Genomic DNA, 14011 nt, shown 5'->3' with positions numbered 1-14011 from the left:
TTACCAAGAAAGGGGACTGGTTTTTCAAGAATCTTAATCATGTAATGCTAACAACATTAATAGCAAAATGATTAAAAAATTAGTATTTATCCCCTTAGCATGTATTCTATTATTTTCTTTTAAATCATCTAATGATGTTTCTTCAGAAAGAATCTTAAAAGACTTCTGGTTACTTAATAAAGTATCTTATGTAGAACCAGATATGTATGAAAGAATCACACTTTTTAATGATGTAACCAATTTTTGTTTTGAACAAAGCCTTTGGAGGTTTAGTCCATCAAACAATACCGGTAGTTATGCTATAAATGATCTTTATTGTTCTTACGGAAAAAGAGATATCTCTTTTGATGTTTCTAAATCTTCGAAAAAAAATGGTTTATATGATGTTATATTAAAACATCAAAATGAAAATGGGGAAACGGATAAATTCAAAATAAAAATTACTGAAATTACGGATAAATCCATGCAATGGAACTACACTACTTGGGTAAATAAAAAACCGTATACTATTAAAATGAGCTTTCTTAAAAAATAACATTTTAATTAGTACGCTAAATTTCAAAGACTAATAAATAATTTCCTAACATAACTAATTAACTTAAAAGCGTATGCTACAAATTTGTAGCATACGCTTTTTATATTTGTTTATAGCAAACGATAAAACGAATAGAACATCATATTTATTAGATAAAAAATTACTGCAATCTTTGCTGAGCAAGCATCCTTTTAGCTTTATCCATTTAAAATTCTTTCTAGAGTCTCTCTAGATTGATTACCATAAATACCATCTACTGTAATAGAATTAGCTTCTTGAAAGGCTTTAAGTGCCGCGTATGTTTTTGGTCCAAAAACACCATCAGCGCTACCCGTTAAATAATTCAATTTAATAAGTATCTTTTGCAATAGTTTTACATTTCCATTACTCTCTGTGATGCGTAAATATCCTGTAGGAATTTCTAAGTCCTCTTCCAAATCATCTGTCAAGCTTCTAAATTCAATAATCCTATCTAGTGTAAATGTTTGAATATTTACTTGATCATCTTGATTTCCACCAAGACAATAAATAGATTTTCCGCTTTTGGTGTAACCCAAAAAGAATCCAACATGACCAAAAAGGCTATTAATATCTGTACGCCAAAACACAACGATATCTCCTGGTTGTGGCCAATCGGTTTTTTTACCCACCTTTAGCCAGCTTCTAGCCATTGCACTATTAGACATTTCTAAATTAGCTTGTAGAGCTACCCAATTAGCAAAAATACTGCACCAAGCAACCTCATCATTACCAAAATCTAAACCTGTCATTTCTTGGTATTTTAAAATACGCTCGTTGTGTGCCGAACCACTAATTTCTTTTTGGCCTAGTTCGCCAAAAGCAATCTTCAAAGTATCACCTAACATAATAGTTAAATTAAAGAATTAATATGATGCCATTAAAATTTAGGGAAAGAATTACTATTAATAAATTTAATAAAAAAAAGCGTTATAAATTGCTTTTTATCAAATTATTTTAACAAAAACTTGCGAATTAAATAAATATCGCTATTTTTGGTAAACCAATCTGGTTAACCAATTTGTAATGTTTAATAAAAACTGATGAAAACAATCACTAAAAAACAACTACTACAAGTACTCACAATCTGTATTGTGTTTATGACATTTAGCTGTTCTAGTACGGATAATTCTTCAGATAATATGGAAATCATAGAAGTAGATATTGATGATTCGGAAGAAGAAGAAATAATCGCATATGCAGATATCAATTTTTCGAATTGGAAAGTAACTTTACCTGTTGATGAGAATAATAATGGTGGACCAGATGAATACCAACCTTCGGAATTAATAAATTTAGGATATCAAACTTTAGAACCTGTACAACCCTATATGTATGATGACGAAACAGATGCTTCTTTGCTATTTTATACCTTTCCAGATATTTCTACAACAAACAGTTCGTATTCTAGAACCGAATTAAGAGAGCTTATAAACCCAAATAGTTCTAGCGACAACTGGAGCTTATTAGAAGGAGGAGAAATGACAGGACGTTTAAAAGTAGATGCTGTTTCAGAAAACACACAATCTAGTGATGATTATCATAAAGTGATAGTGATGCAAATTCATGGCATTATTTCTCCGGAAGATATGAATACACATGGTTTTTCATCTAATAATGGTCCTCCTTTAATAAAGATTTATTGGAAAGACGGTTATGTTTGGTCACACAAAAAATCATTAATAGATGATTCCACAGATGGAGACGATTTATTAGAGACTTCTAACAGTACATGGACAGACATTAAAGTCAATCTTGGTTATGTTGGTAATGATGCATTCGATTTCAGAATAACGGCAAGTGACGCTAAAATAGAAATACAACTTAATACAAATACACCTTATGCTTATGAAGATATTAGTCTAGACAAATGGCCTTACGAAAACTACTTTAAAGCAGGTAATTATTTAACAACTACGGATGCAGACGCATTTTCGTATGTAAAGTATTACAGCTTAAGTGTCACACATTAAGTAAAACAATTTTAAAGCCTTCTAAACCGAAAGGCTTTTTGTATTTTATAAACAACAACCTATTAATAATTCATTTATGAAAAAAATAGCTTCCATTTTAATCCTTTCCTTGTTTCTAGTCGCTTGTGGAAACACAGAAACTACTAGCTTAAATACAGTATCCAATATCGAAGAATTAAACACTGCGATTAAAAATAGTAAACCTGGAGACAACATTGTTTTAGCAAATGGAGTTTGGAAAGATGTTGAAATAAAATTCACAGGAAAAGGAACTAAAGACAAGCCTATAACCATTAAAGCAGAAACCGAAGGTCAAGTTTTTATTGAAGGAATTTCTAACCTAGCTTTTGGTGGTGAATATTTAGAAGTAAGTGGTTTACATTTTAGAAATGGATATTCTCCATCTGAAAATGTAATCGCTTTCCGATTAGACAAAAATACCATAGCAAATAACTGCAAAGTTACAAACTGTGTTATTGTAGATTTCAATAAACTACAACGCGATAATGATGATCTTTGGGTGCAGTTCTACGGAAGACATAACGAGTTAAGCAATTGTTATCTTGCCGGAAAAACAAACGGTGGACCAACAGTAAGAGTGGATTTAAAAGGGGTTCAAAGTATTAAGAATTATCATAAAATTGTCAATAACCATTTTGGACCTCGACCTAGAAAAGGTGGAGCAAGAGGAGAAACAATTCAATTAGGAAGTAGCTTTACTTCCATGAGTCCAAGTAATACAACCATTGCAAATAATTTATTTGAGGAGTGTAATGGCGAAGTAGAAATTATTTCAAGTAAAACCAACTTCAACGAAATTAGAAATAATGTATTTTATAAAAGTGAAGGTTCTGTAGTTACTCGTCATGGAAATTACGTGACCATTGATGGTAACTATTTTATTGGTGATGGCGTAAATGAACAATATGGTGGAATTCGAATTATAAACACAGGACATTGGGTTACTAATAATTACTTTTTCAACTTAAAAGGAAAAAGCTTTAGAAGTCCGTTGGCTGTTATGAATGGTATTCCAAAATCACCTTTAAACCGTTACAATCAAGTAACAGATGTGGTGGTTGCTTATAACACCTACGTAAACTGTAGTGCTCCTTGGCAATTTGGCGTAGGTACCAACATTGCACAAGCAGATGTATTACCAAAATCGGAAATCCGTTCTGCAAGAGCTATTAGAACTACGGTTGCTAATAATGTGGTGTATAATGAAAAAGGCCTGAAAAGCATTGTTGTTGAAAATGACAAAGCAGATGGCGTAACTTTCAAAAATAACGTCGTAGATAATCAAGGTGTGAAATTCAAGGACTTTGATGGCGGAATAATTCCTGCCTCTCTAAAGTTGCAAAAAGTATCTGATTATATTTTACTTCCAACAGGAATTCCTAGTGACGTAGAACCTTATAATGGATTTGATTTTGAAACCATCGAAAAAGACTTATCTGGTAACTCTAGAAAAAATAGCAATAGTATTGGTGCCGTTGTAGGTGTCGATTTTACGAATCCTAATATTCTAGATAAATCCAAATATGGTGCTTCATGGTATTCTAACGAAATGAAAGCTGCAACTCCAGTAACGCACACCGTAACTAAAGCAGAAGAATTACAAACCAAAATAAATGCTGCTAATACTGGTGATATTATCGCTGTCGCGGAAGGTGTTTATGCTATTTCAAAATCTTTAGTAATCAATAAAACACTTACTATACAATCAGAAGGAAAAGCGCAACTTGTTTTTTCTGGTGTAGCAAATACCCCATTATTTTCTTTACAACCTAAAGGGAAACTGACAGTAAACAACATGATCTTAAAAGGAAACGCTTCCAATTATGCGTTTGCTAGTTTAAAAGAGAATATGTCGAATCATTTCGGGCTAACCGTTTCCAATACAGAAATAAGTAATTTCAACTATGTTTTAAAAGCATACAAACAATCCTTTTCAGAACGTGTAACTTTTGAAAACACTGCCATTTCAGATTGTGAAAACGGCATAGAATTATCGGAAGAAACAAACGATAGAGGAGATTATAATACCGAATATTTAACCATTAACAACTGTCAATTCAACAACGTAAAACAAAATGTTGTGGATTATTACAGAGGTGGTTATGATGAGTCTACTATTGGAGGAAACCTTTTAATATCTAACAGCACATTTACGAATTGTGGTGCAAAAGAAAAAAACAAAAGGTTACTAAACCACAATGGTATTGTGAATGTAAATATTACTAAAAACACATTTAAAAACAATCCAGTACAATTTGTATCTATTCTTTGGGGAGCAAAAAACAATGTGGAATCTGAAAATACAGTAACTAATTCCGGACAAATTAAGACGGAAGAAAATTTAGTGATGACACTGATGTACTAATTGATTCCTGCGCAGGCAGCAATCTCATAAAATGCAATAAAAAAGCTTAAAATGAAAAAATTACTATTTGCAATTTTTACACTTTTACTAATCGTTGGATGTAAAAATAATACTAAAACAACTGCTGAAGCAACGGTGGAAAAGGAAACAAAAAAGGTAACAAAATTTCCAAGTGATGTCATTCCATTTATGGACCAATGGAAAATTCTTTTAGGTGACGGAACCTACGTAGATGACTTAGTAAACTACCAAAAAGACGATTTCTTTTATGTAGAAAATGATGGTAATACAGATTGGGTAGTCTATAAAACACCAAACTCTGGTATCACTTCTAGAACATCAAGTAACACAAGAACAGAGCTTGGTCAAAAAGCACATTGGATTCCAGAAACTGGAGGAAAACTAACTGGAACATTAAAAGTACAACATGTTTCTACAACAGGAAATGCAGATGTTTCGTCTTCGTACGCTGTGGTTGTTGGGCAAATTCATAGCGATGAAGGACATGAAAACGAACCACTAAAAATATTCTATAAAAAATTCCCAGGACACACAAAAGGTTCTGTTTTTTGGAACTATGAAATAAATACAAAGGGAGACAATTCTGGTAGATGGGATTTTTCTACAGCAGTTTGGGGATATGATTTTTCGGTGGTTGGAGAAAATGCGACTACAAGTCCTGCAGAACCAGAAGATGGTATTGCATTAGGCGAAGAATTTAGCTACGAGGTAAATATTTATAATGGCATTATGTATTTAACCTTTACAAGTGAAGGACACGAGACTAAAACCTTTACCAAAAATTTATTGATGTCCGATTTTGGGACAAAATCAAAAATCCCACAGCAGATCATGGATGTGTATGCATCTAGACGAACAGTAGGTGTAGAAAGAGAAATTGCTTATGCTGGCGAAATTAATTATTTCAAACAAGGTGCTTATAACCAGGCAAACGGAAAATCTACCAAGTCTGAGACTTATGGTGGTGATATAGAAAAGCAATATGCAAATGGAAGTTATGCAGAGGTTTGGTTTAAAGCAGCAACTGTAGGCAAAAGTACGGCCCAATAAAAAATAAAAATATTGAAAAAAGTAATATATATAATGGGAGTTTCAGGTTGTGGAAAAAGTACTATCGGAAAACTACTCGCTCAAGAATTAGATATTCCTTTTTTTGATGGTGACGATTTCCATTCCAAAGCGAACATTAAAAAGATGTCTAATGGAAAACCTTTAAATGACGAAGATAGACAAGGTTGGCTAGAGACATTAAATGATTTAGCGAAAAAGCAATTGACCAAAAACAGTTGCGTCATCGTATGTTCTGCTTTAAAGCAAAAGTATCGAGACACTTTAAGTTTAGATCTGGAAGCCCAAACAAGATGGGTGTATTTAAGTGGTGATTTTAATCAAATTTTCAATAGAGTGAATAAAAGACGAAATCACTTTATGCCTTCCGAATTATTAAAATCTCAGTTTGAAACTTTAGAAGAACCTAAAGATGCTTTGAAAATCGATATTAGCCTAACACCAGAAAACATTATAAAAACGATAAAAATACAAATTAATGGATAAATCAGCATTTGGATTATTTGGTTTAGGTGTCATGGGAAAAAGCCTATGCCGTAATTTGGCTAAAAACGGGTTTAAAATCGCCATGTTTAATAGACACGTAGATGGTGTTGAAGTAGATGTTGCTAAAAATTTTAAGGCAAACTATTCCGAGTTATCTGATGCATCCGCTTTTGATGATATTTCTGCTTTTGTGAATGCTTTACAAACACCAAGAAAAATAATGCTCATGGTGAATGCTGGAAAAACAATAGATTATGTCATTGAAGATCTGCTTCCGCATTTATCAAAAAACGATATTTTAATCGATGGTGGAAACTCTAATTATTTAAAAACAAAAGAACGTGGTGACTACTTAAAATCTAAAGGCATTCATTTTATAGGAACTGGTGTTTCAGGAGGGGAAGAAGGAGCATTAAACGGACCGTCTATAATGCCAAGTGGCGATGTAGAAGCGTATAATAACGTAAAGCCTTTTCTAGATAAAATTGCAGCAAAAGACAAAAACAATTTACCATGTTGCACCTATGTTGGACCAGAAGGAAGTGGTCATTTTATAAAAATGGTACACAATGGTGTGGAATATGTAGAAATGCAATTGCTTGCTGAGGTTTGTACTATTTTAGAAGCTTCCGGACAAAATCTAGACGAGATTGCAAACACTTTAGAAACTTGGAAAAGCACAACAGATAGTTACTTACTAGGAATAACCATAGACATTCTAAGAAAAAAGGAAGGCAACGATTGGCTAGTAAAAAAAATTCTAGATAAAGCAGGAAATAAAGGTACCGGAAACTGGACAACTATTGCTTCTGCAGAACTTGGTGTACCAAGTACATTAATCGCTTCTGCCCTATTCTCTCGCTATACTTCGTTTTACAAAGAAGAACGTATACAATTAAATGAAAACTTTAAAACGGAAACGACTTCATCTGTAAATAGTACGTCCACAGAAGTTTTAGAAGCCTATCAATTTGCAAGAATTATAAACCACTATCAAGGTTTTAAACTCATTGCGGAAGCTTCCAATAAATTCTCATGGGGTTTAAATTTAAGCGAGATTGCTAGAATTTGGACGAACGGCTGTATCATAAGATCTACTTTAATGGAAGAATTGGTTATAGTCTTTAAAGAGACGACAAACATATTAACCAATACGCAACTTATAGCTTCGATAAAACAATACAGACCTTCAGCAAAAAAGGTAGTGTCACAATGTATTCTTAATGATATTACGGCGCCTTGTTTAGGAGAATCTATTCCGTTTTTTAACGGAATTACAACAGCAAATTCTTCCGCAAATATCCTACAAGCACAACGCGATTATTTTGGAGCACACACGTATAAAAGAACAGATGATGATGGTGTAAAAAGCCACCATACCATCTGGAAATAACACAAACGAATCAAACCAACACATACTATGGAAGTAACACAACCTAAAAAATCCTTTCTTAAAAAAATTATCGCATTAATATTGGGATTTGGTCCTGGTATTTTCGCAATTGGTTATACTATTGGAACAGGAAGTGTCACCTCTATGATTGTTGCAGGAAGTAAATTTAACATGCAACTACTCTGGGTACTTTTATTAAGTTGTTTGTTTTCTGGTATTTTAATGTTTGCTTATGGTAATTACGCCTTATTAACTGGCGAAACTGCGCTGTACGGATTTAAAAAACACTTTAAATACGGAAAAATATTAGCCATATTAATTATAGTTGGTATTACGTTTGGGCAATGGAATTCCTTAATGGGAATTTTAGGAATTTCTTCTAATATTATTTTTGAAATCTTATCTGTGAACTTTGAAGGTTTAGCTGCCTATAAATATGAAACGGTTTTAATAACAGCCATTGTAATTATCGTTACGTTTTATCTTTTAATGTTAGTTGGTAAGTACACTTTCTTCGAAAAAATACTTGTCATTTTTGTAACCTTAATGGGAATATCGTTTGTACTTTCTTTATGCTTTGTACAACCACTTCCAATAGATGTTGTAAAAGGATTAATACCAACAATTCCAGATGTGGTTGGTGGTAAAATGTTGGTTGCTGCTTTTGTTGGTACCACTATGGCTTCGGCTACATTTTTATCTAGACCTCTTTTTGTAAAAGGAAAAGGATGGACTATTAAAAACTTAGATCAACAAAAAAAGGACGCGATTACAGCTGCCATTTTAATTTTTGTAATTAGTGGTGTTATCATGGCTGTTGCTGCAGGTGCTTTGTTTTATCAAGGCAAAGAAGTAACACATGTATTAGATATGGCAAATACTTTAGAGCCTGTTGCTGGTAAATGGGCCGTTACTATTTTCTTTTTCGGAGCATTAAGTGCTGGTTTATCCTCTATTTTCCCATGTTTATTAATCGCACCTTTATTAGTTGCAGATTATCAGTCGGGAGAATTAGATACCAACTCACGTCAGTTTAGAATAATTACAGCAGTTGCTTGTTTAGTAGCACTAATTGGCCCTGCATTTGGAGCAAATCCTATTGAGATTCAAATACTTTCGCAAGTGTTTAATGTGTTTGTTTTACCACTAGTAATCCTTGGGATTATAATGATAGTAAATAACACAAAAATCATGAAAGGATATAAGACTGGTATTTTTGTTAATGTTGGCTTATCTGCAGCTTTACTATTTTCTTTAATTATTTCGTATAACGGAATTATAGCCTTAACAGAATATTTCTAATCCGTATTTAAGACCATAAAAAATGAAACTAAAAAATATAAAAATGAATAAAAAAACCACCACAATAGCACTTTGTATTTTATGTGCAATTTTCACCCTGAATAGCTGTAAGAATACAGATAAAAAAGGAGAGGTAAAAACCGAAGAAAAAGAGATTGAAAAAACAGTATATGCAAGTGATGTTATTCCGTTTTTCGATGATTGGAAATTAGTTTTAGGAAATGGAGTTAATGTTGGAATTGCAAATAATTTTGAAGACAAAGACTTCTTTTACACTGCAAACGACAGTGATGGGGATTGGGTAGTTTTCAAAGCACCAAATGCAGGAAGCACCCACGGAACTTCAAATAATACAAGAACCGAATTGGCACAAACCAAAAAATGGTATCCAGAAACGGCAAATGACAAATTAACCGCAACACTTAAAGTGATGAATGTATCTGCAACTGGAGATGCAAGAGTAGCTGCTTCCCATGCTGTAGTTGTTGGTCAAATTCATAGTGCAGATAAACATGAAAACGAACCGCTTAAAATATTTTACAAAAAATTCCCAGGACACACCAAAGGTTCTGTTTTTTGGCATTATGAAATAAATACGGAAGGCGATGATAATTCTGGAAGATGGGATTATTCTTCCGCTGTTTGGGGTGATGATTTTTCTGTAGTTGGTGAAACCGCAGATACGTATCCTGAAGAGCCTAAAGATGGTATTGCTCTTGGCGAAACATTCAGCTATGAAGTACTAGTTAAAGACGGTATCATGACCTTAAATTTCACAAGTGAAGGACATGAAACAAAAACGTTTACAAAAAACTTATTAGTATCTGAATACACAACAAAAGCAGATATCCCAGAACAAACACAAAAATTATTTATACCAATTGGTCAAGATGGTGTGGAGCGAAAAGATGCTTACGCTGGTGAAGGTTGTTTTTTCAAATTAGGTGCGTATAACCAAACCAACGGAAAATCTCCAGAGGTAAATAAAAACTGGTGTTCTGGTGCAGAAACACATGGTGGCGATATTGCAAAACAATATGCAGACGGAAACTATGCGGAAGTATGGTTTAAAACAGGAAGTATTTCGGTAAGTGAAAATGCGGTATCTAACGATGGCTATTTCAATAAAAATGACAAAGTAAAATAAATTATAATTACGATGACAAATAATAAATTAACAGGAAAAAACATACTAATCACAGCAGGTGCTCAAGGAATTGGAGAATCTATCACTAGACATTTTATAGATAGTGGTTCTAATGTTGCTATCCACTATTTTTCTAGTGCAGATACTGCGAATGAATTAGTAGCGTACGCCCATAGTAAAGGTGTAAAAGCAGTTGCTATATCTGGTGACTTAACAAAAGAAGCCGATGCAAATGCCATGGTAGAAAAGACAGTAGAAGCATTTGGAGGTTTAGACATCCTTATCAATAACGCAGGTTCTTTGGTTGCACGAAAAATGCTAAACGAAATGGAAACGGAATTCTGGCATAAAGTAATGGACATTAACCTTACTTCGATGATGTTTGTTACACGAGCAGCAGCTCCGTATTTAGCAAAGCAGGATAATAGTAGCATTGTTAATTTAGCATCCCTTGCAGGACGTAAAGGTGGTCATCCAGGATCTTTAGTGTACTCCACGAGTAAAGGTGCCATCTTAACATTCACACGTGCGTTGTCTACAGAATTAGGTGCACAAGGTACTCGAGTGAACGCGGTTTCTCCAGGTCTTATTCTTGGAACATCCTTTCACAATACACATACCACAAAAGAATCTGCAGCTGCAACAACTGCAGGGATACCAATACAACGAGCAGGTAATGCTGCCGATGTAGCTCGAGCGGTTTTATATTTAGCCTCAGAATACGATGGCTTTATTACAGGAGCTACACTTGATATTAATGGTGGTGTATATAATATGTAGTTTTATTATATTAACAACACAATAGATCTTTTTTAATATGAAAAATCAATTCTCTTTTTACTTTGTTTTAGCCTTTGTTTTATGCTTGTCGTTTTCATGCAAGAAAGAGAACACGTCTGTATCCAATGCGGAAACAACAATACCTAGTGCAGAAGCACATCCAAATCTAATTTTAACTGCACAAGGCGTTACAGACATTAGAGCGCAACTGGGTAATATTCCAATTTTTGACAATACGCTAAAAGCAGTTCAAGAGGAAATAGATGCAGAAATTGCATTAGGAATAGAAACACCAATACCAGTAGATTATTCTGGTGGTTACACACATGTACGCCATAAACGCAACATGATTGTTTTGCAAAAAGCAGGTGTTTTGTATCAAATTTTAGACGACGAAAAATATGCTAAATACGTAAAAGACATGTTGATGGAATACGAAGCGATGTACAAAACATTACCATTGCATCCAAAAACAAGATCGTATGCAAGAGGTAAATTATTCTGGCAATGTCTAAATGATGCTAATTGGTTGGTATATGTAAGTCAGGCTTACGATTGTATTTATAATTATTTATCTGAAGAAGAACGCAACAAATTAGAAACCAATTTATTTAAACCATTTGCAGATCACATTTCTATAGACAGTCCGCAATTTTACCAAAGAGTACACAACCATAGTACTTGGGGAAATGCAGCTGTTGGCATGATTGGTTTAGTAATGAACGACCAAGAATTAATTGATCGTGCTTTATACGGAATTAAAGATTTAAAACTAAATACGAATGAAAAAGATGACGATGGTGGTTTTTTAAATAAAGATGGAAAAGCTGGCTTTCTAGCGAATATTGAAGAACCTTTTTCTCCAGATGGTTATTATAACGAAGGACCATATTACCAACGTTATGCGATGTATCCTTTTTTAATTTTTGCGGAAGGCTTACATAACATGAAACCAGAATTGAAGATTTTTGAATATAAAGATGGAGTATTACTAAAATCGATACATGCTTTATTGAATCTATCGGATGCAGATGGTGATTTTTTCCCACTTAACGATGGTCAAAAAGGAATGTCCTATTATAACGATGCTTTGGTTACTGCTGTAGATATTTCTTATCATTTCGGAACACAAGATCCAGGATTATTAAGTATCGCAACAGAGCAAAACAAAGTATTATTAGACGATTCTGGTTTGGCAGTAGCACTTGGTATCAAAAACGGGAAAGCAAAACCATTCGATAAAAAATCAATTAATTTATCTGATGGACCAAATGGAACACAAGGCGGAGTTGCTATTTTAAGAAATGAAGATATCGAATTGGTCTTTAAGTATGCTGCGCAAGGCTCTAGTCATGGTCATTATGATAAGTTGTCGTATTCTTTATACGAAAAAGGCGAAGAAATTCTTCAAGATTACGGTTTAGCGCGTTTTGTAAATATCGAACAAAAAGGCGGTGGAAATTACCTAAAGGAAAACAAGACTTGGGCAAAACAAACCATTGCACATAATACGGTAACACAAAATGAAACTTCTCATTTTAATGCGAAGTATGAAATAGGAAGTAAACATCATTCGGTACTAAACTATTTTTCTTCAGAAAATGAAAACGTACAAGTAGCAAGTGCCAAGGAAAGTAATGCATATCCTGGAACAGAGATGCTTCGTACCATGGCAATTATAAAAGATGAAGATTTTGAAAAGCCATATATGTTAGATATCATGAAGGTGACTTCAGATAAAGCAAATCAATATGATTTTCCGTATTACTTTTTAGGACAAGTAATTCAAACAAATTTTGACTACAAAACACCTAAGACATTAAATCCTTTAGGAACAAAAAATGGATATCAACATCTATTTGTAGAAGGAACAGCAAAAGCGTCTAGTGACAATAGCAAACTATCCTGGTTAAACAAAGGGAAGTTTTACACCTTAACGTCTGTAACCAATACTACCGATGAGTTACTATTTACAAGAATTGGAGCAAACGATCCTGAATTTAATTTAAGACGAGAAGCAGCTTTCATGCTAAGACGAAAAAATGCTAAAAACACTATTTTTGTATCGGCAATTGAATCCCATGGAAGTTACAGTCCGGTGACAGAATCTGCAGTAAACTCCAACAGTAGCATCGCAGCATTAAAAGTGGTTTTAGATACAGAAGCGTATACCGCAATACAAATCACCAATATAAAAGGGAACACCAAACTGTTTATAACAGCAAACACAAATGCTTCAAAAGAAGTGAAACATAAAGTAAAAATTAACGATAAGAATTACGAGTGGTCAGGTTCTTATTATTTCAAATAAAACAAAACAATTAAAATTATGAACCTTCCATATCGGTAACTTAATACGCAAGAGAACGATTATATGGAAGCAACATATGACCTTTTAAAAACAATAAAAATAAACATATGAAAAGATTTAGCGAAAAGTATGTCATCACAAAAGACATGGAATGGGAAGTACTAGGTGGCGGAGTATCTAGAAAATTTTTAGGTTACGATAACCAAATCATGATGGTAAGAGTGAAGTTTGATGCAGGTGCATTAGGTGCTCCACATCAACATTTTCACACACAAGCTACCTATTGTGTTTCTGGGAAATTTGAATTTGAAATTGATGGAGAGAAGCAAATTGTAGAAGCAGGAGATGGTGTGTATATTGAACCTAACTTATTGCATAGCGCTGTTTGCTTAGAAGAAGGAGAGTTAATTGATACTTTTAGTCCAGTGAGAGAAGATTTCTTAAGTGGCGATGCAGTATCTTATTTTTCAGATAAGGCTTAAGTCAAAAAATTGTTAGCCATCTCGAAAGCTTAAAACAATTTTATTGGATTACAGAGATTCTGAATACATTATACCTCACAAATTACAAGGAACAACTTGCAGTAAAGAA

Annotated in this window: 12 protein-coding genes; 11 read left to right on the top strand and 1 reads right to left on the bottom strand. The window is 33.6% G+C overall.

From position 1 onward, the window contains the following. Positions 1 to 67 precede the first annotated feature (67 nt). Positions 68 to 535, top strand: coding sequence for a hypothetical protein (locus tag FG167_RS06665; protein WP_055443924.1), 468 nt, complete (start codon positions 68 to 70; stop codon positions 533 to 535). A 197-nt stretch (positions 536 to 732) separates the two neighbouring features. On the opposite strand, the gene FG167_RS06660 is transcribed toward FG167_RS06665, so the two are convergent. Then, complete coding sequence (locus FG167_RS06660; RefSeq protein ID WP_203460645.1) at positions 733 to 1401, bottom strand: TIGR02594 family protein; 669 nt, start codon at positions 1399 to 1401, stop codon at positions 733 to 735. A gap of 195 nt (positions 1402 to 1596) precedes the next feature. Here FG167_RS06660 and FG167_RS06655 point away from each other — a divergent pair, with 195 nt between their 5' ends. From FG167_RS06655 to FG167_RS06610, 10 genes are all read left to right on the top strand, one after another. Then, a complete protein-coding gene (locus tag FG167_RS06655; protein ID WP_203460644.1) occupies positions 1597 to 2526 on the top strand; it encodes a polysaccharide lyase family 7 protein in 930 nt (309 codons plus the stop codon). A gap of 76 nt (positions 2527 to 2602) precedes the next feature. Further along, positions 2603 to 4912, top strand: a complete 2310-nt coding sequence (locus tag FG167_RS06650; RefSeq protein ID WP_203460643.1) for a chondroitinase-B domain-containing protein — start codon at positions 2603 to 2605, stop codon at positions 4910 to 4912. A 51-nt stretch (positions 4913 to 4963) separates the two neighbouring features. Next, positions 4964 to 5983: a polysaccharide lyase family 7 protein gene (locus tag FG167_RS06645; protein ID WP_203460642.1), complete on the top strand. Its 1020-nt coding sequence runs from the start codon at positions 4964 to 4966 to the stop codon at positions 5981 to 5983. 12 nt (positions 5984 to 5995) lie between these two features. Next, entirely contained in the window at positions 5996 to 6487 is a 492-nt protein-coding gene (locus tag FG167_RS06640; RefSeq protein ID WP_370568414.1) for a gluconokinase, read from the top strand. Further along, positions 6480 to 7880: an NADP-dependent phosphogluconate dehydrogenase gene (gene gndA, locus FG167_RS06635; protein ID WP_203460641.1), complete on the top strand. Its 1401-nt coding sequence runs from the start codon at positions 6480 to 6482 to the stop codon at positions 7878 to 7880. Before FG167_RS06640 ends, gndA begins: the two co-directional genes overlap by 8 nt. A gap of 27 nt (positions 7881 to 7907) precedes the next feature. Continuing rightward, the gene (locus tag FG167_RS06630) at positions 7908 to 9182 is read left to right on the top strand and encodes an Nramp family divalent metal transporter (protein ID WP_203460640.1); all 1275 of its coding nucleotides are present in this window, start codon (positions 7908 to 7910) and stop codon (positions 9180 to 9182) included. Positions 9183 to 9225: 43 nt separating this feature from the next. Further along, on the top strand, positions 9226 to 10329 hold the full coding sequence (locus tag FG167_RS06625) for a polysaccharide lyase family 7 protein (RefSeq protein WP_203460639.1): 1104 nt from the start codon (positions 9226 to 9228) through the stop codon (positions 10327 to 10329). 12 nt (positions 10330 to 10341) lie between these two features. Beyond that, positions 10342 to 11109, top strand: a complete 768-nt coding sequence (locus tag FG167_RS06620; RefSeq protein ID WP_055443929.1) for an SDR family NAD(P)-dependent oxidoreductase — start codon at positions 10342 to 10344, stop codon at positions 11107 to 11109. Between the two features lie 37 nt (positions 11110 to 11146). After that, the gene (locus tag FG167_RS06615) at positions 11147 to 13420 is read left to right on the top strand and encodes an alginate lyase family protein (protein ID WP_203460638.1); all 2274 of its coding nucleotides are present in this window, start codon (positions 11147 to 11149) and stop codon (positions 13418 to 13420) included. Between the two features lie 107 nt (positions 13421 to 13527). Next, on the top strand, positions 13528 to 13902 hold the full coding sequence (locus tag FG167_RS06610) for a cupin domain-containing protein (protein ID WP_203460637.1): 375 nt from the start codon (positions 13528 to 13530) through the stop codon (positions 13900 to 13902). Positions 13903 to 14011 lie beyond the last annotated feature (109 nt).

It is taken from the genome of Lacinutrix sp. WUR7, from assembly GCF_016864015.1.
In the GTDB taxonomy this organism is placed as follows: Bacteria; Bacteroidota; Bacteroidia; order Flavobacteriales; family Flavobacteriaceae; genus Oceanihabitans.
The sequence above is the reverse complement of the archived record's forward strand: the minus strand, read 5'-3'. Positions and strand labels throughout refer to the sequence as shown.

Bases quoted from the DNA above. Each gene is read 5' to 3' on its own strand.
- FG167_RS06650 (WP_203460643.1), top strand. From the start codon at position 2,603: ATGAAAAAAATAGCTTCCATTTTAATCCTTTCCTTGTTTCTAGTCGCT.
- FG167_RS06655 (WP_203460644.1), top strand. From the start codon at position 1,597: ATGAAAACAATCACTAAAAAACAACTACTACAAGTACTCACAATCTGT.
- FG167_RS06630 (WP_203460640.1), top strand. From the start codon at position 7,908: ATGGAAGTAACACAACCTAAAAAATCCTTTCTTAAAAAAATTATCGCA.
- FG167_RS06665 (WP_055443924.1), top strand. From the start codon at position 68: ATGATTAAAAAATTAGTATTTATCCCCTTAGCATGTATTCTATTATTT.
- FG167_RS06615 (WP_203460638.1), top strand. From the start codon at position 11,147: ATGAAAAATCAATTCTCTTTTTACTTTGTTTTAGCCTTTGTTTTATGC.
- gndA (WP_203460641.1), top strand. From the start codon at position 6,480: ATGGATAAATCAGCATTTGGATTATTTGGTTTAGGTGTCATGGGAAAA.
- FG167_RS06625 (WP_203460639.1), top strand. From the start codon at position 9,226: ATGAATAAAAAAACCACCACAATAGCACTTTGTATTTTATGTGCAATT.
- FG167_RS06620 (WP_055443929.1), top strand. From the start codon at position 10,342: ATGACAAATAATAAATTAACAGGAAAAAACATACTAATCACAGCAGGT.
- FG167_RS06610 (WP_203460637.1), top strand. From the start codon at position 13,528: ATGAAAAGATTTAGCGAAAAGTATGTCATCACAAAAGACATGGAATGG.
- FG167_RS06660 (WP_203460645.1), bottom strand. From the start codon at position 1,401: ATGTTAGGTGATACTTTGAAGATTGCTTTTGGCGAACTAGGCCAAAAA.
- FG167_RS06645 (WP_203460642.1), top strand. From the start codon at position 4,964: ATGAAAAAATTACTATTTGCAATTTTTACACTTTTACTAATCGTTGGA.